The following is an 18867-nucleotide window of genomic DNA, read 5'->3' as shown; positions in this document are numbered from 1 at the left end:
TTCCGGCGATCCCCCGTGACGGGGCCGGCTCTCGGCGGCGCGCGCCGCAGGCCGACCATATGCCCTTGGCGCAGCCGACGGGCCGCGCCTCACCACGGGATTTGAGCGTTACACGAGTCGCGTGGCACTGTCCAGCCGCGCGCTAGATGCTGTAACGGAAACCCGATATCCCGCAAGGAGTTGTGTGGCTCACTCGGCCCTGGGAACCAGCGGCGCGCCCTCGTCGGCCGAGGGCGGCGGCAGCAGCCCCTCCGTGTCCGGCACCCCGGGCGCCGCCTCCGGCGCGGTCTCTTCCGGCGCGCCGTCGGCGCCCAGCCGGTCCAGAACCGAGGTGCCGGTCGCGTTCTCGGCCGCGAAGATGGTCAGCGTCAGCGATGTGCCGATGAAGGCGATGGCGAGGATCCATGTCACCTTGCCCAGCGCCGTGCCCGCCGCGCGGCCGGACATCGCGTTGCCGCCGCCGCCGCCCATGCCGAGACCGCCGCCCTCGGAGCGCTGCATCAGCACGACCCCGATGAGCGTCAGGGCGAGCAGCAGGTGGACGATGAGCACGACGTTTTCCATGACACCCCGCGTGGCTGGTCTGGCGCCCATGTAGGGGAAGCGCGCAGCAGGAGCAAGGGAAAGGCGGGCGCTCCGGCGCGGCGCGCGCGGCCTTGCCGATTTGCGGTTTCGACCTCCGCGCGCGGCGGCTATACCGGCGCGGGTTTCGGACGCGCCTGGAAGGAGCGGCAGCGATGGCGAACGTGGTGGTCGTGGGCGCCCAGTGGGGCGACGAGGGCAAGGGCAAGATCGTGGACTGGCTGAGCGAGCGGGCCGACGTGATCGCGCGTTTCCAGGGCGGCCACAACGCCGGCCATACCCTCGTGATCGGCGAGCAGACCTACAAGCTCCACGCGCTGCCCTCGGGGGTGGTGCGCGCGGGAAAGCTGTCGGTCATCGGCAATGGCGTCGTCCTCGACCCCTGGCATCTGGTCGAGGAGATCGCGACGCTGAAAGGCCAGGGCGTCGAGGTCACGCCCGAGACGTTGATGATCGCGGAGAACGCGCCGCTCATCCTGCCTTTCCACGGCGAGCTGGACCGTGCCCGCGAGGCGGCGGTTGGCGTGGCCAAGATCGGCACAACGGGGCGCGGGATCGGGCCGGCCTACGAGGACAAGGTGGGCCGCCGCGCGGTCCGGGTGGCGGATCTGGGCGATGCGGCGACGCTGCGCGCGCGGGTGGACCGTGCGCTGGTGCACCACGACGCGCTGCGCCGCGGGCTCGGCCTCGACCCGGTGGACCGGGCCGGCGTGATCGGGGCGCTCGAGGCCGTGGCCGAGAAGATCCTGCCCTTCGCGGCGCCCGTCTGGCGGGTGCTCAACGAAAAGCGCCGCGCGGGCCGGCGCATTCTCTTCGAAGGCGCGCAGGGCGCGCTTCTCGACATCGACTTCGGCACCTATCCCTTCGTCACCTCGTCCAACGTGATCGCGGGGCAGGCCGCGACCGGCACGGGGATCGGTCCCGGCGCGATCGACTTCGTGCTGGGGATCGTGAAGGCCTATACCACCCGCGTGGGCGAGGGGCCCTTCCCGACCGAGCTCGACGACGCCGACGGCGAGCGGCTGGGCACGCGGGGGCACGAGTTCGGCACCACCACCGGCCGCAAGCGGCGGTGCGGCTGGTTCGATGCGGTGCTGGTGCGCCAGTCGATCGCCACCTCGGGGATCAACGGCATCGCGCTCACCAAGCTCGACGTGCTCGACGGCTTCGACACGCTGCGGATCTGCACCGGCTACGAGCTGGACGGAGAGCGGCTCGATCACCTGCCGACGGCGGCGGACCGGCAGGCCCGGCTCACGCCGATCTACGAGGAAATGCCGGGCTGGTCGGACTCGACGGAAGGCGCGCGGAGCTGGGCGGAGCTGCCGGCCAACGCGATCAAGTATGTCCGCCGCGTGGAGGAGTTGATCGGCTGCCCGGTCGCCCTACTCTCCACCTCGCCCGAGAGGGACGACACAATTCTCGTAACGGACCCGTTCGCAGACTGATGGAACTGAGCTACAAGGCCCGCCGCCGCTGGTCGCTGGTCATCCTCGTGATCGGCCTGCCGATCTATATCGTCGCGGCCGTGACGGTGGTGAACTGGTTCGAGCGGCCAGGCATCCTTCTCGAGTTGCTGATCTACGTGGCGCTCGGCATCGTCTGGGCGCTGCCCTTCAAGTTCGTCTTCAAGGGAGTGGGCCAGCCCGACCCCGACGCACCGCGCGACGACTGAGGGTCGCGCGGCGCCGCGAAGAGGCCGGGCACGGCCGATGAGCGGCCCCGGGCTTCGGAGCGCTCGATCCACCCTGAGGGGCGTCCTCGCGCCCGGCGCAGACACGCAACGGCGCGGCAGGGACGACCCGCCGCGCCGCGCTCGGGACGAGCCTCTCTCAGCCGGCCGCGCGTCCTTCCGGACGGTAGCCGATCTCGTCCGAGACGGTGAAGCGGCCCCCGCGCAGCTTCTCGATCTTGCCCTGCCGGATGAGCTGGCCGAAATGGCGCAGACCGTCCTCGCGGCTGAACTCGGCAGCGCCGCTCTGGCGCACCGTCTTCATCAGCTGCGGGCGCGAGAACTGGTCCTGCTTCTCGACGAAGGCGAGGTAGGCGGCCGCCGCCTCGAGCAACTCGGGCAGCTCGCGCGCGCCGCGGCTGCGCGCATATGCCTCGAACCCGTCCGCGGCCCCGGAGCCGCCCGGCGCGGCGGCGGGCTCGATCTCGCGGCTCACGCGGCGCGGGCGCACCGGCTCGGTCTGTGCGCCCGGCACATCCACGCGCTGCTCCGCCACGAGCTTGAGCGGCGCGGGCCGCGGCTCTTCGGGCCGGGGGGTGCGGGTGGAGACGCCCTCGGGCCGGCGGGGCCGGACCGCTTCGGCCAGATCCTCGCGATAGGCCTGCTCCTCCTCCTCGGCGGGTGCGCTGCGGGCGAGCTTGCGGTCCGCGCGGGTCGCGGCCACCGCGGCACGCAGATGGGCGAGGGCGCTGCGGCGACGCGTGGTCTCGGGCCGCTCCATCTCGGTCTCGGTCTCGTCGAGCAGGCGCGAGACGTTTCCGGCGCCTTCGCCTTCGGGCTTCTCGCTGAGCGCCGCGTGCGCCTCGCTGCCCAGCCGGACGGTGCGGCGGGCAGCCGCAGCGATTCCGGCGCTGAGGCGGTCCTCCGCCCCGGTGTCGCCGGTCTCGCCGGCGTTCCGCCCGGGCTCACCGGCTGCCTCCGAAGCGGCCTCCCCGGCCGGCTCTGATGCGGTCTCCTCGGCGGTCTCGCTTTCGGGGGCCGTCTCCGGCGGCGCCGGCTCCGTCGCGGCGCGCATCTCTTCCTCGACGGCGCGCAGTTCGGCTTCGAGCTCGGCTTCCTCCTCCGGGCTCAGGCCGCGGCTCTCGCGCTCTGTCTCCCGCGACGCATCTCCCTCTGCGGCGGCCTGCGCCAGTTCGGCGTCCAGCGCGGCCTCGAAGTCATCCTCCGGCGCCTCCGGAGCTTCCTGCTGCGCTTCGGACGCCTCGGCTGCCGAAGCGGCTCCGGGTTCGAAAGTCTCGTCTCCGGGGGGCTCGATCTCGTGCGCCGCGGGGTGTTCCGCCGCCTCCGCCAGGGGCGCCTCCGCAGGTGCCTCGGCCGCATCGCTCGTGTCGGGCGTTTCCGGTTCGCCCTCGGTCTCGGCGGCAGGTTCCGCAGCCGCCGCGGTTTCGGGTTCGGGCGTGTCGTGCTCGGGGGCTTCGACCTCGTGCGCCGCGGGGTGTTCCGCCGCCTCCGCCAGGGGCGCCTCCGCAGGTGCCTCGGCCGCGTCGCTCGTCTTTGGCGTTTCCGGCTCGCCCTCGGTCTCGGCGGCAGGTTCCGCAGCCGCCGCGGTTTCGGGTTCGGGCGTGTCGTGCTCGGGGGCCTCGACCTCGTGCGCCGCGGGGTGTTCCGCGGCGTCCGCAGGCGTCTCGGCCGCGTCGCTCGTCTCCGGTGTTTCCGGCTCGCCCTGGGTCTCGGCGGCAGGTTCCGTCTTGGTCGCGGACTGGCCGGCGGCGACGGCGGCTTCGAACTCGGCGCGGCTCACCCGCATCACCTGCACGCGCTCCGCGGTCCGGGCTTCGGCGGGCTCTTCCCGGAAGAGATTGGCGGTCGAGTCCTCGTCCTCGTCCCCGGCGGTCAGCGACTCGCCGTCCTCGTCCTCGACGTAGTCGGACTGCGGGCGGGTGACGGCGCGGGAGACGACGGCACGGATCCGCTGCAGCTTCGCGGCGACCGACGTGGGCATGGCCGGCGGCTCGGACGCCTCCTCGATCGCGGCCAGTCCCTCGTGCGGCGCAGGGCCGCGCGCGTCCGGTGCGGCTGTCTCGGCGACCTCTTCCCCGTCGGTGGGCTGTCCAACCTCGACGCGGGGCCCCGGCGCGGACCCGGCGCGGGCGTCGGTCTCTTCGCCGATCGAGCCCGCCGCGTCGGGGGCCTCCTGCGCCTCCATCGTGGCGTCGAACCCGGCCTCGGGCGTGGCCTCGACCAGCGCCGCGGTCTCCTCGCGGCCCCCGGCCGTGCCTTCGGACTCCCGCTCGTCGCCGGACTCCAGCGTGGCGTCGCGCCCGGCCTCGGGCATGGCCTCGGCCCAGGACGCCGTGTCCTCCCGGACCTCTTCGGGCGCCCGGGCCTGCTCGAAGGAGTCCGCCGCCTCGTCGACATCGGGCGCAGGCTCGGCCGCCGTGGACGCCTCCGCAGCGCCGGGCGCCGCGGCAGGCGGGGTTTCCTGCGCGGAGACGGCGGACCCGGTCGGCTCCGGCTGCGTCGGCGCAGGCTTCGCCGCCTCGGCGTTCGAGGGCGTCTCGGCCTCGGGCTGCGGCGCGGGGGCGGGGCGGCCCGTCGCGGCGGCCTCTGTCTCGGCCGGCGCTGCGCCCTCGGGCTGGCCGAGCGAGGGACGCAGCACGATTCCGCCCTCCTCCATGCGCGCCTCGACGCGGCGCGCGATCTCGCGCTCGGCGATCCGGGCGAGCATCTCGGCATCGGGGGTCGGCGGCTCGGCCCCGAAATAGCGGTCGTCGGCGGCGAGGTCGCGGAAATACTCGGCGATCGCCTTCATCGTCTCGAAGGAGTCGTCGAACCCTTCCAGGGTGCAGGAAAACGTCCCGTAGGAGACGGTGAGGATCTTGTTACTGCTTACCATCGGACGCTCGCTTGCTCATTTCGCAACGGAGTGTTTACCACCCGTGCCCGGCCGAAACTTGCCCGAATCTATGCCGGCCACCGTATCATTTCATGTCCAGATTGTGGCCCGTTTCCAGAACAGGCAGTAAACAGGGATGAACGAGGGGATTGTTTCGCCGCGCCTGGTCAGTCCTGCGCCGGTCACGCTGGTGGGCGCCGGCGCGGCCTCGGCGGAGGATCTGCGCGCCGCGCGCGCCCATGCGCCGCGGGTCGCCGCGGCCGACGGCGGCGCGCGGCTCGCGCTCGCCGAGGGGATCCTGCCCGAGGCGGTGTTCGGCGATTTCGACAGCATGGATGCCGAGACGCGCCGGGCGATTCCCGAAGCGCGCCTGCATCACGTGGCCGAGCAGGAGACCACCGATTTCGACAAGGCGCTCCGGCACATCGAGGCGCCGCTGGTGATCGGCGTGGGCTTTCTGGGCACGCGGATCGATCATCTGCTGGCGGCGCAGACGGTGCTGATTCGCCGGGCCTACCGGCGCTGCCTGCTGCTGGGCGCGGGCGACATCGTGTTTCTCTGCCCGCCGGAGATCGCGCTCGACCTGCCGAGCGGCAGCCGTGTCTCGCTCTACCCGATGGCGGAGGTCACGGGCCGGTCGGAAGGCCTCCTGTGGCCCATCGAGGGGCTGAGCTTCGCGCCCGGCGGGATGATCGGCACCTCGAACCGGGTGACGGACGGCCCGGTGCGGCTCGAGGCGCATGCGCCGCGGCTTCTCGTGATCCTGCCGCGCGCGGCGCTCGGCGCCGCGGTCAGGTCGCTGGCGGCGCCGGGGCCGGCGTGGCCCGCTCCCTGAGCACGATGTAGAGGCCGGAGGCCACGGTCACCAGGATTCCGGCCGCCGCCATGCCGTCGGGCAGGTCGCGGAAGAGCAGCCAGCCGAAGAGCGTGGCGAAGGGGATCTCCAGATACTGCATCGGCGCGAGGGTGGAGGCGGGCGCGAAGCGCAGCGACCAGGTCATCAGCAGATGCGCCACCGTGCCGAGCACGCCCAGCAGGCCCAGCAGAACGAGATCCGCCGGCGCGGGCACGACGAGCCGCGCGGGCGCGAGGTCGAAGGCCGTGCCGATCAGCGCCAGCGGCAGGAGGATGGCCACGCCCATCAGCCCGTTCGCGGCCTGGAGCGGCACGGGCTCCGTTTCGCGGGCGATGGCGCGGGTGACCAGCATGAAGGCCGCGAAGGAGACCGCCACGCCCAGCGGCAGAAGCGCGGGCCAGCCCACTTCCTCGAAGCTGGGGCGGATCACCATGAGCGTGCCGGCGAAGCCCACGATGCAGGCGGTGAAGCGGCGCCAGCCCACCTCCTCGCCCATCAGGAAGTGCCCGGCGAGAAGCAGCAGGAAGGGCATGACGAAGGCGATCGCGATCGCGTCGGCGAGCGGCAGGAAATAGAGGCTCGTGAACATCATCGCGATGCCGGCGATGTGGAGCGCGGCGCGCGCCCAGGCCAGCCGCAGCACCCGGCCGCGCAACGCGATGCCGCGTCCCGTGGCGCGGCAGAGCGGCACGAGGATCGCCGCCTGCATCGCGAAGCGGACGAGCAGGAGCATCACGAGCGGCACCGTCGCGCCCAGAAGCTTCGCCATCCCGTCGCCCAGCGGCGCGAGAATGCAGAAGCCGAGCATCAGCAGGACGCCGAGGAAGGGCCGGTCGAGATGCATCCGGCGAGGCTACGGGGCCGGGCGCGCGGGCGCAATCATGCAGGCGGCAGCGGGCGGCGGCGCAACGACACCCGCCGCTCGCGGGCGAAGACGTAAAGGCCCGCGCCCACGATCACCGCGATCCCCGCCCAGGTGAGCGCGTCGGGGAAATCGCCGAAGACCCAGTAGCCTAGCGCCACCGCTGCCACGATCTCGAGATACTGCAGCGGCGCGATGGTGGCGGCCGGCGCGAGGCGGAGCGCGAAGCTGATGAAGAGATGCGAGACGGTCGCCATGACGCCCACTCCGGCCAGCGTCCAGAGGGCAAGCCCCGTGGGCCGGACGGGATCGAGCGCCGCGATGCCGCTGCCGTCGAGCAGCCACAGCGCCGGCAGAACGACGGCCGAGGCCGCCGTCGCCGTCCAGGCCTGCAGGGCGATCGGGTGCGTGCGCTGCGCCATCCGCCGGGTGAGCACCATGTAGAAGGCGAAGCAGAGCGCGGTGCCCAGCGGCAGGAGCGCCACCGCGCCCAGGTCCGCGAAGCTCGGCTGGATGACCAGAAGCGCGCCGAGGAACCCAACCGCGCAGGCGGCGATGCGGCGCGGCCCGACCTCCTCTTTCAGCATCAGCCCGCCCAGGATGGTCAGGATGAAGGGCGCGACGAAGAAGATCGAAAGCGCGTTGGCGATCGGCATGAAGCGCAGCGCCGTGAAGAAGCAGCCCGTGGCGGTCAGCAGCAGCACGCCGCGCAGCAGGTGCCGGAGCCAGTCGCGGGGGCCGGGCCAGCGGCCCATCCCCAGCGCCAGAGCCAGCGGCACCAGAACCGCCACCTGCACGCCGAAGCGCGCGCCGAGGATCTGCATCACCGGCACCTCCGCCGGCGTCGCCTTGGCGAAGGCGTCCATCACGGGGGCCGTGAATGCGAAGCCCACCATGCAGAGGATACCCGCGACCGTCCCGTCGCGGAGCGGCGCCGACGGGTCTGTTGCGGTCCGGTCCATAAGCCGGGCCTAGCAGTTCGGCACGTTGACCGCGAGGCCCCCCAGCGAGGTCTCCTTGTACTTCTCGCTCATGTCGGCGCCGGTCTGGCGCATCGTCTCGATGCAGGCGTCGAGGGGGACGAAATGCGTCCCGTCGCCCCGGAGCGCGAGGCTGGCCGCGGAGACCGCCTTGATCGCGCCCAGCCCGTTGCGCTCGATGCAGGGCACCTGCACCAACCCCTTCACCGGGTCGCAGGTCATGCCCAGGTGATGCTCAAGCGCGATCTCGGCGGCGTTCTCGATCTGCGCGGGGCTACCGCCCAGCACCGCGCAAAGCCCCGCCGCCGCCATGGCCGAGGCGCTGCCCACCTCGGCCTGACAGCCGGCCTCGGCCCCGCTGATCGAGGCGTTGTATTTCACCAGCCCCCCGATCGCGGCGGCGGTCAGCAGGAACTCCTCGACCTTCCGCTCGGTCGCGCCGGGCACGTGGTCCAGCCAGTAGCGGATCACCGCGGGCACCACGCCGGCCGCGCCGTTGGTGGGCGCGGTGACCACCTGCCCGCCGGCCGCGTTCTCCTCGTTCACCGCCATGGCATAGACGCTGATCCAGTCGTTGATGACATGCGGCGCCGAAAGGTTGCGCCCCCGCTCGGCGAGCAGCGCGTCGTGGATGCCCTTGGCGCGCCGCTTCACCCCCAGGCCGCCGGGCAGCGTGCCGTCGTGCGCAAGCCCCCGGTCGATGCAGTCGCGCATCACCTGCCAGATGCGCCGTGTGCCCTGGTCCAGCTCGGCCGGCCCCCGGCGCGTCAGCTCGTTCTCGCGCTTCATCTCGGCGATGGTGCGGCCGGAGGTATGAGCCATGTCCAGCATCTCGGCCGCCGACTTGAAAGGGTAGGGGACGGGCGCGCCCGCGTCGGCGTCCTTTCCGTCGGCCAGCTCGTCGGCGGTCAGCACGAAGCCGCCGCCGACCGAGTAATAGGTCTCTGCGAGGATCACGTCGCCCTGCGCGTCGAGGGCTTCCAGCACCATGCCGTTCGCATGACCGGGCAGGGCCGGCCCGAAGTCGAATCGCAGGTCCGCCTTCGGGTCGAAGGTCATGGCCGGTAGGCCGGGCGGCTCCAGCCGCCCGCTCTCGCGATTGGCGGCGAGCGCGGCCTCTGCGGCCTCGGCCTCGTAGCTGTCCGGCAGGAAGCCGGCGAGGCCGAGGATCACCGCGCGGTCGGTGGCGTGGCCCACCCCGGTGAAGGCGAGCGAGCCGTAGAGATGTGCGCGCAGGCCCTGCGCCGTCCAGGGCGCCTCGCGCAGCAGGTCGAGGAAGCGGCCGGCGGCCACCATCGGCCCCATGGTGTGGCTGGAGGAGGGGCCGATCCCCACCTTGAACATCTCGAAGACGGACAGGAACATCAGCGCGCCGCTCCTTCGGGCGGTCGGGGATGCACGGGGGCGGTGAACGGGGCGGGCCCGAGCCCCTCGGCGGCGATTGCCGCGCGAACGCTCGCGCGACGCTCCAGTTCCGCACAGACCGCGGCGAGGCGCGGATAGTCGGCGAGCGCGAACCAGTCGGTCGCGCCATCGGGGTAGAGCGCGGCCCAGCGCAGCATCGGCGCCAGGTAGAGATGCAGCACCGTGAGCCCGCGGTCCCACTCCGCCGCGGCCGCGTCCAGCAGAGCGAACTGCCGCGCCAGTTCCGCCCCCGTCGCGATGCGCAGCGCGGCCTGCGCCGACGGGTCGCCGCCCACGTAGAGGGCAGGATAGAAACGCAGCCTGAGACCCGCGTGCAGGGTGTTCGAGGCGAAGAACAGCCATTTCAGGAAGGCTGCGCGCCCGGGATCGGCGGGCAAGGGCGCCAGCGCGCCGTGCCGGTCGGCCAGCCAGAGCAGGATCGCGGCGGTCTCGAAGATCGGTCCGTCCGGCGTCTCCAGCACGGGGATCAGGCCGGCGGGGTTGAGCTTCAGGTAGCCCGGCGCGCGCTGCGCCTGTCTGCTGCGGTCCACGAGCACCGCCGCGTAGTCCGCGCCAAGCTCTTCGAGCGCCAGCCGCACGGGCAGCGAGGCGTTGTCGGGCGCGTAGTGCAGGCGATAGCGGGCGGTCATGGGGCGGGGATACACCGCGCATGGCCGAGGACGGTTGCCCGAAAGCGACGCCTGGCCGCGCGTTCCCGCGCTCAGGCAGCCGCGCGCCGGGTGGCGAGGCCGCCCGCCGCCGCGACCCTGGCGGCCCAGTCCGCGATGGCGGTATCGGCTTTCGCCGCCTCGGCGACCGGCGTGCGCATGGGCCAGTGCAACAGCGGCGCGACCTGACCCCAGACGGCGAAATCCGGCAGGTCAGGGCCGGCCGGCGACACCCAGCCGCCCTCTGCCACGCGCAGCGCCAGCATCGCGAGCAGCGCCCGACCCTCCGTCTCGATCTCCGCCGGTGTCAGTCGGCCGAGGCCGCGGGCGTGCAGCTGGCGCCGGAAGTGGCGGCGCAGCGAGGCGAAGACCGCGTCGCGCACCAGCGGCGGCAGGACGGTGCGGAGAAAGTCGCGCATGCCGTCCGCCCCGGCGGGATGCACGAAGAGCTCCCACTCCAGCACCTGGTGAAACCGCTCCTCGAAGGCCAGCCGCATCGCCTGGGCGCAGGCCTCTTCCGCGGTCCGTGCCTGCGTGGGGTCCGGCTGCCTGCGTTCGGCGGCGAGCGTGCGAATGATCGCGTCGCTGTCGCCCATCCGTTCGCCGCCGCGCTCGATCCAGGGACTCTTGCCCAGGGGGCCCTTGTCCGCGCGGTTCTCGACGACCTGCGTATGGGGGATGCCTTCCGCGCCCAGCCAGGCCAGAAGCTTCAGCGCGAAGGGCCCGGTGCTGGGCAGACCCCAGGCGGGGGCGAAGGTGTAGACCTGCAGCGTGGTCATGGCGTGCTCCCTGTCGGCTGGGCGAAGCGTCGCCCCGTCGCTTGCTTACCATTGGTAAGGAGCTTAGCTTACCAAGGGTAAGCTGGCAACGGGCAGGAGGCGGCGATCATGGAAGAGGGCGGCGCGGGCACGCGGCAGCGCATTCTGAGCGCCGCGGCAGAGATCGTGCGGATGGGCGGCCCCGGCGCGCTGACCTTCGACGCGGTGGCGGCGCGGCTGGGAATTACCAAGCAGGCGGTGATCTACTGGTTTCCGACCAAGGCCGAACTGATGTCCGGCGTCTCGGTGCCCTTCCTGGAGGCCGAGGCGGAGGCGGTCGTTGCGGCGGTAAGCGATGCGGAGTCGCCGGCCGACGCCGCGCGGCGTGTCGTCGCGGCGGTGACGGACTTCCACCTGGGCGATCTTGACCGGTTCCGTCTGATGTACGTCGTCCCGCAGAGCGGCCGCCGGCCCGGTGCGCGCGAGACGGCGGCGGTGCTCGAGCGCGTGCATCCGGTCACGACCCGCATGTACGACGCGGTCGAGGCGGCCCTGGGCGGCGGCGGCGAGGCGCGCGAGACGGCCGTCGCGCTGCATATGGCCGCGCTCGGCGTGGCGATGCTGACGGCCACGACCGAGGCGCTCGGCGATCCGATGGCGCAGGCGCCGCGCCGCCTCGCCGCCCGTCTGGCCGCAATTGCGGAGCGCGGCGCCATGCGGTGAAAACCCCCCTCGCACCCGGGCGCACGACGGCCTATAACCCGCGGCACACGACAGGAGCCGCGGCATGACCGGAGACCTCTCGCCCATCGACAAGGCCAAGTTCGTGGCCGCGCGCCGCGCCGCGGATCTGGTGGAGGACGGGATGCGCGTGGGGCTGGGCACCGGCTCGACCGCGGCCTGGCTCGTGCGCTGCCTGGGCGAGGCGGTGCGCGACGACGGGCTGAAGATTCGCGGCGTGCCCACCTCGGCGCGCACCGCCGCGCTCGCCCGCGAAGTGGGCATCGAGGTCATCAGCCTGGACGAGGCGCGCTGGCTCGACATCACGATCGATGGCGCCGACGAGTTCGACGCCGATCTCAACCTGATCAAGGGGGGCGGCGGCGCGCTGCTGCAGGAAAAGATCGTGGCCACCGCCAGCGACCGGATGGTGGTGATCGCCGACGCGGGCAAGGAGGTCGAGGCGCTGGGCGCCTTCCCGCTGCCCGCCGAGGTGATCCCCTTCGGCTGGCAGACCACGCGGGCGCTGATCGAGGAGACGCTCGTCGGCATGGACGTGCTGGGCCGCGACATCACGCTCAGGATGAACGGCGACAGGCCCTTCGTCACCGACGAGGGCAACCACATCCTCGACCTGCACCTGCGCCGCATCGGCAACCCGCGCCAGCTCGCGCTGGTGCTCAACCAGCTTCCCGGCGTGGTGGAGAACGGGCTCTTTCTCGACATCTGCGACACCGTCGTCGTCGGCCACGGCGACGGTCGCGTGGAGCTGCGCGATCTGAACGAAGGCACCGTGGAGGAGGGCCGGCTCGACTTCGTCGATTCGGACAATCTCTTCCGCGACATCAGCGACTGACCGACCCGGAACGGGAGACCTCATGGCATTCGACTACGATCTGTTCGTCATCGGCGGCGGCTCCGGTGGCGTGCGCGCCGCGCGCGTGGCGGCCGGAGAGGCCGGCGCGAAGGTCGCGCTCGCGGAAAGCAGCCGCTACGGCGGCACCTGCGTGATCCGCGGCTGCGTGCCCAAGAAGCTGATGGTCTTCGCCAGCGAATACGCGCCCATGGTCGCGGACGCGCGCGCCTACGGCTGGGAGATCGACGCCAGGGGGTTCGACTGGCCCGCCTTCCGCGGCAAGCTCGAGGCGGAGCTCGACCGGCTCGAGGACATCTACCGCAAGCTCCTGGCGGGGTCGGGGGTCGAGACCTTCGACCAGCGCGCGCGTCTCGTCGATCCGCATACCGTCGAGCTCGCCGACGGCACGCGCAAGACGGCGCGGCACATCCTGCTCGCGATGGGCGGCTGGCCGGTGAAGCCCGAGATGGAGAACGCCGAGCACGCGATCACCTCGAACGAGGTGTTCCATCTCGAGACGCTGCCGCAATCCATGCTGATCGTGGGCGGCGGCTACATCGCCTGCGAGTTCGCGGGCATCTTCAACGGCCTGGGCGTCGAGGTCACGCAATACTACCGCGGCGCGCAGGTTCTGCGCGGCTTCGACGACGAGGCGCGCGGGCTGGTGTCGGAAGAGATGCAGCAGGCGGGCGTCGACCTGCATCTCGGCACCAACGTGATCGCGATGGAAAAGCGCGAGGGCGGCATCTGGGTCAAGGCCACCAACGGGACAGAGCGCGTCTTCGACCAGGTGCTCTTCGCCACGGGCCGCGCCCCCAACACCGCCGACATGGGCCTCGAGGACGCCGGCGTGACGCTCGGCCGCCGGGGCGAGGTCGTGGTGGACGAATACTCGCAGACCTCGGTGCCCTCGATCTACGCCATCGGCGACGTCACCGACCGGCTGAACCTCACGCCGGTGGCGATCCGCGAGGGCATGGCCTTCGTCGAGACCGTCTTCCGGGGCAATCCCACCCCGGTCGATCACGTTTGCGTGCCCACGGCGATCTTCACCCAGCCCGAGATGGGCACCGTCGGGCTCTCGGAGGAGGATGCGCGCGAGCAGGGCCCCATCGAGGTCTATTGCACCTCGTTCCGACCGATGCAGACGAGCTTCGCCGGGCGCCCCGACCGGGTGCTGATGAAGCTCGTCGTCTGCGCCGAGACGCGCCGGGTGCTGGGCTGTCACATCGTCGCGCCCGGGGCCGGCGAGATGATCCAGCTGGCCGGAATCGCGGTGAAGATGGGGGCCACGAAGGAGGATTTCGACCGCACGGTCGCGGTCCATCCCACCATGTCGGAGGAGATCGTGACCATGCGCGCACCCGTCCGTAAGGCCTGAACGCGGGCGGAGCGTTCCCGGTTTCGCTTGAAATCGGAGCGGGATTGCACAGGTTAGGGCGAAGGTTCCCGAGACGCATTTTCGAAGGAAGAAAGCGGATGGCAGGACATAGTGGCGGCCCCTGGGGCGGCGGCGGCGGCAACCGCGGCGGCAGCGGCGGCGGAGGCGGCGGCCGGGACAACGGATCCGGCGGCGGGCGGCGGCCGGGCCAGGACAACGGCGGCCAGATTCCCGAGATCGACGATCTGGTGCGCAAGGGCCAGGAGCAGCTGCGCGTGCTGATGGGCGGCCGCGGCGGCGACGAGAACCGCGGCGGCGGCGGCGGACGCGGAGGGGGGCCGGGCTTCAACCGCTCGACCATCACGATCGGCGTGCTCGCGGCCGTGGGTCTCTGGGCCTTCTCCAGCTTCTACACCGTCAAGCCGGAGGAGCAGTCGGTCGAGCTCTTCCTCGGCCAGTTCAGCAACATCGGGCAGCCGGGCCTGAACTTCGCGCCCTGGCCGCTGGTGACCTACGAGGTCGTCAACGTCACCTCGGAGCGGACCGAGAACATCGGTGTGGACACCCGCGGCCGCGGCGAGGGGCTGATGCTCACCACCGACGCCAACATCGTGGACATCGAGTTCCAGGTCGTGTGGAACATCAACGACCCCGCGAAGCTGCTGTTCAATATCCGCGACCCGCAGCTCACCGTGCAGGCGGTGTCCGAGTCGGCGATGCGCGAGATCATCGCGGCCTCGAACCTCGCGCCGATCCTCAACCGCGACCGGGGAATCATTGCCGAGAACGCGCATCAGAACATCCAGCAGACGCTCGACGACTACGACAGCGGCATCAACATCGTCCGCGTCAACCTCGACCAGGCCGACCCGCCGGCCGAGGTGATCGACGCCTTCCGCGAGGTGCAGGCCGCCGAGCAGGAGCGTGACAGGCTCCAGCGGCAGGCCGACGCCTACGCCAACCGCGTGATCGCCGAGGCCCGCGGCGAGGCCGCCCAGACGCTGGAAGAGGCCGAGGGCTACCGCGCGCGCGTCGTCAACGAGGCGATCGGTGAAGCCAGCCGCTTCCTCGCCGTCGCGCAGGAGTTCGACGCGGCGCCGGAAGTGACGCAGCGCCGCCTGTATCTCGAGACGATCGAGCGCACGCTGGGCTCGGTCGACAAGTACCTGATCGACAGCGCGCAGGGCGAAGGCGTGCTGCCCTACCTGCCGCTCAACGAGCTGCGCCGCAACGTGCCGGCCGGCTCCGGAGGGACGAACTGATGCGGAAATCGACTTTCCTGATCCCGGTTCTCGTCGTTCTCGTCGCGGGGATCTGGTCCTCGCTCTTCATCGTGGACGAGCGTGAAAAGGCCCTGGTGCTGCAATTCGGCCAGATCAAGCAGGTGCGCGAGGAACCCGGCCTCGGCTTCAAGCTGCCGATCATCCAGGAAGTGGTGAAATACGACGGCCGGATCCTCTCGCTCGACACGGCGACGATCGAGGTGACGCCCGCCGACGACCGCCGCCTGGTGGTGGACGCCTTCGCGCGGTATCGCATCGACGACGTGGTGCAGTTCCGTCAGGCGGTCGGCGTGGGCGGCCTGCGGGCTGCCGAGGACCGGCTGCAGTCGATCATGAACGCGCAGATCCGCGAGGTTCTGGGCGCCGATCAGGTCACTTCCGACCGGATCCTCTCGGCCGAGCGGGCGGAGCTCGCCCGCCGCATCCGCGACAACGCACGGGAAAGCGCCCAGGGCCTCGGGCTCGAGGTCGTGGACGTGCGGCTCAAGCAGACCAACCTGCCGCAGCAGAACCTCGACGCGACCTTCGCGCGAATGCGCGCCGAGCGCGAACGCGAGGCGGCCGACGAGATCGCCCGAGGCAACGAGGCCGCGCAGCGCGTCCGCGCCATCGCCGACCGGACAGTCGTCGAGACGCTGTCGGATGCGGAGCGCGACGCCGAGATCATCCGCGGCGAAGCGGATGCCGAGCGTAACCGGATCTACGCCGAAGCATTCGGAAACAGCCCGGAATTCTTCAGCTTCTACCGGTCGCTCGCGGCGCTCGAGCGCTCGCTGCAGACCGACAGCTCGACGCTCGTGCTTGCACCGGACAGCCCCTTCATCCAGCCGCTGTTCGACGCGATCCGCGCCGAGGGCGTGGAAAGCGCGGGGGTGCAGATGATGTCTCCGGACGAGCTGCGCCAGCGTGCGCCGGAACGCACGCTGTCGGAGGAGCTGCCCGACGAGGTGCGCGAGCGCATCGAGGAAGAGGAAGGCGAGGCGACCGAGGACGGCGCCGGCGGCTGACGCGGAGAGGGCGGGGCCTGAATGGAATACGTCCTGCTCGGTCTCGGTCTGGCCCTCGTGCTCGAGGGGCTGATCTACGCGATCGCGCCGGGGCTGGTCGAGCAACTGCTCGAGACGCTGCGCGCGCTGCCGCAGGAAACGCGGCGAATGCTGGGCCTCGGCGCGATCGCGCTGGGGCTCGCTTTCGTCTGGATGGCCATGCAGATTGGCGTCTGACGGCGGGTTCCCGCCGCGGCACGTCACGCGGCATCACATGGGCTTGATGCGCGCGATTTGCGTTTGTGCTGTGTCCCGGCGGCCATAGATTGGTCACGGGACGTCGGATCGCGACCAGGGCGGTCTCGCGACGGAGCCGAGCAGAAGAGGGGAGAGATTTCATGCAAGCCACCGCACTCACACGGGCCGCGGAGCCGCTCGCGCCGTTGCGCGCGCTCTGGCTCGCCGCGCTCGCGGCGGCCTTCGTTCTGGCGCAGGCGCTGGGCGCCCACGCCCGCGCCGCACCGGAAAGCTTCGCCGACCTCGCCGATCAGGTGAGCCCGGCGGTCGTCAACATCACCACCTCGACCACGGTCGCGGGGCGCGACGGCCCCGGCATCGTGCCCGAGGGCTCGCCCTTCGAGGACTTCTTCCGCGAGTTCCAGGACCGTGGCGGCCCGGTACCCCCGCGCCGCAGCTCGGCGCTCGGCTCGGGCTTCGTGATCTCCGAGGACGGCTTCATCGTCACCAACAACCACGTGATCGAAGGCGCCGACGAGATCCTCGTCGAGTTCTTCGAGGGCTTCGAGCTCGAGGCCGAGGTGGTGGGCACGGACCCCAACACCGACATCGCGCTGCTCAAGGTCGAGCCTGACGAGCCGCTTCAGTACGTGAGCTTCGGCGACAGCGACACCGCCCGCGTCGGCGAATGGGTCATGGCCATGGGCAATCCGCTGGGGCAGGGCTTCTCGGTCTCGGCCGGCATCGTCTCGGCCCGCAACCGCGCGCTCTCGGGCACCTATGACGACTACATCCAGACCGACGCGGCCATCAACCGCGGCAACTCGGGCGGTCCGCTGTTCAACATGGACGGCGAGGTAATCGGCGTGAACACCGCGATCCTCTCGCCCGACGGCGGTTCCATCGGCATCGGCTTCGCGATGGCCGCGAACGTGGTCAAGGGCGTGGTCGATCAGCTCCAGCAGTATGGCGAGACCCGCCGCGGCTGGCTCGGCGTGCGCATTCAGGACGTCACGCCGGACATCGCCGAGGGCATCGACGGCCTCGACGAGGCGCGCGGCGCGCTGGTGACCGACGTCCCCGAAGGCCCCGCACGCGAGGCCGGGATGGAATCCGGCGACGTGATCCTGGTCTTCGACGGTCAGGAGATCGAGGACACCCGCCAGCTCGTCCGCATCGTCGGCAATTCGCCCGTGGGCAAGACCGTGCGGGTCACCGTACTGCGCGACGGCAAGACGCAGAAGCTTGCCGTGACGCTCGGCCGGCGCGAAACCGCCGAGAGCGCGGTGCCCGCCGCGCAGCCGCAGGAAGAGGCCGAACCCGAGACGCTCGATTTGCTGGGCCTCACCGTGAGCCCGATCACCGAGGAGCTGCGCGGACAGCTCGAGCTCTCCGATCAGGCGCAGGGCCTCGTCGTGACCGACGTGGATCCGACCTCGGAAGCCTACGAGAAGGGGCTGCGCGCCGGCGACCTGATCGCGGAGGCGGGTCAGGAGGCGGTGACCACCCCGGCCGAACTGGAGGCGCGCATCGAGGAGACGCGCGAGGCGGGCCGCCGCTCGCTCCTGCTGCTGGTGCGGCGTGCGGGCGAGCCGCGCTTCCTCGCGCTCTCGGTCGATCAGGAAGAGTGACCCCGTCTTCCGCCGGACAACAAAGGGGCGCCCGCCGCGGGCGCCCCTTTCTCATTCCGGGGCCGGCCGCCTGACCGGCACGAGGCCCAGCGCTTCGGCCGTCTCCCGCGCGAGCACGGGGCTGTCCGGTCCGCCGCGGGCGCGCTGCCAGCGCCGCACCGCCGCGCCCGTGGCGCTGTCCAGCCGCCCCGTCACCGGCCCGTCGTAGATCCCGCGCGCCTTGAGCGCCCGCTGCAGGGAGGCTGCGAAATCCGGCGGAAGCTCGTCGGCGCAGGGCGTCTCGAACCAGAGGATCTCGCGCTCGCGAAGGATGCGCTGGCGCGTCTCGGTGCGGAACTGTGCAGGCCGCGGCGCTGCCGCGTCGGGGCCGGGGGCCTCGGGCCGGACCAGCACCTGCTCGGTCACCGTCTCCACCAGCGCGGGCCGCGCCGCACGCCCCCAGCAGGTGCCCGGCGGCGCATCCTCCGGCGCCTCGGCGCCGCTGAAGATGGCGGGATCCGGACCGCGCGCCTCCTCGGACGCCGGTCCGCAGCCCGCGGCGACGGCGAGCGCCACCCAGGCCAGCGATCGTCTGTTCCTTGCCATTCTGACTGTCTGCCCGGCCTCTCGCGGCTGTCGCGCGCGAGCCTAGCCGCTGCGGCGGCCGCGGAAAAGCCTGCGGGGAGACGACGCCTTCGCAGGCGGCGCCTCTGCCGTGGTCCCGGGCTGATCGGCGGCGCGGCAGATGTCGAACTCCAGCAGCCCATCCAGCATCTCCGAGATGTCCTCGATCCGCTCGGCGATCACATGGGTCACGCCCGCCTCGCGCTGCAGCTTGCCGGTGACGCGCAGCATCCGCCCCGCGATCACCGCGCGGCGAAACCGCTCGTAGAGCGCGCGCCAGACCACCACGTTCACCACCCCGGTCTCGTCCTCGAGCGTGAGGAAGATCACCCCCTTCGCCGTGCCCGGCCGCTGCCGCAGGATCACCAGCCCCGCCACCGTCACCCGCGCGCCGGCGGGCGGCAGCGCCAGCGCCTCTGCCGGGAGCGCGGCAGGCGGCCGGGGCCAGCGGCGGCGGGGCGGCGGGGATGTGCGGGGCGCGGTCATGCGAAC

At 71.8% G+C, this 18867-nt stretch carries 19 protein-coding genes; 10 read left to right on the top strand and 9 right to left on the bottom strand.

What is annotated here, in order from left to right; genetic code table 11:
• Positions 1–189 precede the first annotated feature (189 nt).
• Positions 190–564 (bottom strand): preprotein translocase subunit SecG, encoded by a 375-nt coding sequence (gene secG / locus DRV85_RS02510; RefSeq protein ID WP_113287865.1) that lies wholly within the window; start codon positions 562–564, stop codon positions 190–192.
• Between the two features lie 173 nt (positions 565–737).
• Between secG and DRV85_RS02505 the strand changes: the two genes are divergently transcribed.
• Positions 738–2030, top strand: a complete 1293-nt coding sequence (locus tag DRV85_RS02505) for an adenylosuccinate synthase (protein WP_113287864.1) — start codon at positions 738–740, stop codon at positions 2028–2030.
• Positions 2030–2257 carry a DUF2842 domain-containing protein gene (locus tag DRV85_RS02500; RefSeq protein ID WP_113287863.1) on the top strand — a complete coding sequence of 76 codons (228 nt, stop codon included), beginning with the start codon at positions 2030–2032 and terminating at the stop codon, positions 2255–2257. Before DRV85_RS02505 ends, DRV85_RS02500 begins: the two co-directional genes overlap by 1 nt.
• Positions 2258–2414: 157 nt before the next feature.
• Here the strand turns inward: DRV85_RS02500 and DRV85_RS02495 are convergent, their stop codons facing one another.
• The gene (locus DRV85_RS02495) at positions 2415–5150 is read right to left on the bottom strand and encodes a hypothetical protein (RefSeq protein WP_113287862.1); all 2736 of its coding nucleotides are present in this window, start codon (positions 5148–5150) and stop codon (positions 2415–2417) included.
• A gap of 136 nt (positions 5151–5286) precedes the next feature.
• Between DRV85_RS02495 and DRV85_RS02490 the strand changes: the two genes are divergently transcribed.
• Entirely contained in the window at positions 5287–5985 is a 699-nt protein-coding gene (locus tag DRV85_RS02490) for a thiamine diphosphokinase (protein WP_113287861.1), read from the top strand.
• Here DRV85_RS02490 and DRV85_RS02485 read toward each other — a convergent pair.
• The 5 genes from DRV85_RS02485 to DRV85_RS02465 form a co-directional block, all read right to left on the bottom strand.
• Positions 5942–6850 (bottom strand): DMT family transporter, encoded by a 909-nt coding sequence (locus DRV85_RS02485; RefSeq protein WP_113287860.1) that lies wholly within the window; start codon positions 6848–6850, stop codon positions 5942–5944. The genes DRV85_RS02490 and DRV85_RS02485 overlap by 44 nt on opposite strands.
• Before the next feature lie 35 nt (positions 6851–6885).
• On the bottom strand, positions 6886–7830 hold the full coding sequence (locus DRV85_RS02480; protein WP_113287859.1) for a DMT family transporter: 945 nt from the start codon (positions 7828–7830) through the stop codon (positions 6886–6888).
• Positions 7831–7839: 9 nt separating this feature from the next.
• A complete protein-coding gene (locus DRV85_RS02475; RefSeq protein ID WP_113287858.1) occupies positions 7840–9213 on the bottom strand; it encodes an L-serine ammonia-lyase in 1374 nt (457 codons plus the stop codon).
• Positions 9213–9902, bottom strand: coding sequence for a glutathione S-transferase family protein (locus DRV85_RS02470; RefSeq protein ID WP_113287857.1), 690 nt, complete (start codon positions 9900–9902; stop codon positions 9213–9215). The genes DRV85_RS02475 and DRV85_RS02470 overlap by 1 nt, the downstream gene beginning before the upstream one ends.
• Before the next feature lie 71 nt (positions 9903–9973).
• Positions 9974–10699 carry a glutathione S-transferase family protein gene (locus tag DRV85_RS02465; protein WP_113287856.1) on the bottom strand — a complete coding sequence of 242 codons (726 nt, stop codon included), beginning with the start codon at positions 10697–10699 and terminating at the stop codon, positions 9974–9976.
• 108 nt (positions 10700–10807) lie between these two features.
• On the opposite strand from DRV85_RS02465, the gene DRV85_RS02460 reads away from it, so the two are divergent.
• The 7 genes from DRV85_RS02460 to DRV85_RS02430 all read left to right on the top strand — a co-directional run bounded on the left by DRV85_RS02460 (position 10808) and on the right by DRV85_RS02430 (position 17772).
• The gene (locus DRV85_RS02460) at positions 10808–11401 is read left to right on the top strand and encodes a TetR family transcriptional regulator (RefSeq protein WP_113287855.1); all 594 of its coding nucleotides are present in this window, start codon (positions 10808–10810) and stop codon (positions 11399–11401) included.
• Positions 11402–11465: 64 nt separating this feature from the next.
• Positions 11466–12254 carry a ribose-5-phosphate isomerase RpiA gene (gene rpiA / locus DRV85_RS02455; RefSeq protein WP_113287854.1) on the top strand — a complete coding sequence of 263 codons (789 nt, stop codon included), beginning with the start codon at positions 11466–11468 and terminating at the stop codon, positions 12252–12254.
• Positions 12255–12276: 22 nt separating this feature from the next.
• On the top strand, positions 12277–13635 hold the full coding sequence (gene gor, locus DRV85_RS02450) for a glutathione-disulfide reductase (protein WP_113287853.1): 1359 nt from the start codon (positions 12277–12279) through the stop codon (positions 13633–13635).
• 98 nt (positions 13636–13733) lie between these two features.
• Entirely contained in the window at positions 13734–14897 is a 1164-nt protein-coding gene (hflK, locus tag DRV85_RS02445; protein WP_113287852.1) for an FtsH protease activity modulator HflK, read from the top strand.
• Entirely contained in the window at positions 14897–15925 is a 1029-nt protein-coding gene (gene hflC / locus DRV85_RS02440; RefSeq protein WP_113287851.1) for a protease modulator HflC, read from the top strand. The genes hflK and hflC overlap by 1 nt, the downstream gene beginning before the upstream one ends.
• Before the next feature lie 21 nt (positions 15926–15946).
• Positions 15947–16141, top strand: coding sequence for a DUF2065 family protein (locus tag DRV85_RS02435; RefSeq protein WP_113287850.1), 195 nt, complete (start codon positions 15947–15949; stop codon positions 16139–16141).
• A gap of 161 nt (positions 16142–16302) precedes the next feature.
• Positions 16303–17772 (top strand): DegQ family serine endoprotease, encoded by a 1470-nt coding sequence (locus DRV85_RS02430; RefSeq protein ID WP_113287849.1) that lies wholly within the window; start codon positions 16303–16305, stop codon positions 17770–17772.
• Positions 17773–17823: 51 nt separating this feature from the next.
• Here DRV85_RS02430 and DRV85_RS02425 read toward each other — a convergent pair whose 3' ends face one another.
• Positions 17824–18357, bottom strand: coding sequence for a peptidoglycan-binding domain-containing protein (locus DRV85_RS02425; RefSeq protein ID WP_113287848.1), 534 nt, complete (start codon positions 18355–18357; stop codon positions 17824–17826).
• Between the two features lie 42 nt (positions 18358–18399).
• The gene (locus tag DRV85_RS02420; RefSeq protein ID WP_113287847.1) at positions 18400–18861 is read right to left on the bottom strand and encodes an OB-fold nucleic acid binding domain-containing protein; all 462 of its coding nucleotides are present in this window, start codon (positions 18859–18861) and stop codon (positions 18400–18402) included.
• Between the last annotated feature and the right edge of the window lie 6 nt (positions 18862–18867).

The sequence above is a fragment of the Rhodosalinus halophilus genome (assembly GCF_003298775.1).
In the GTDB taxonomy this organism is placed as follows: Bacteria; Pseudomonadota; Alphaproteobacteria; order Rhodobacterales; family Rhodobacteraceae; genus Rhodosalinus; species Rhodosalinus halophilus.
The sequence above is the reverse complement of the archived record's forward strand: the minus strand, read 5'-3'. Positions and strand labels throughout refer to the sequence as shown.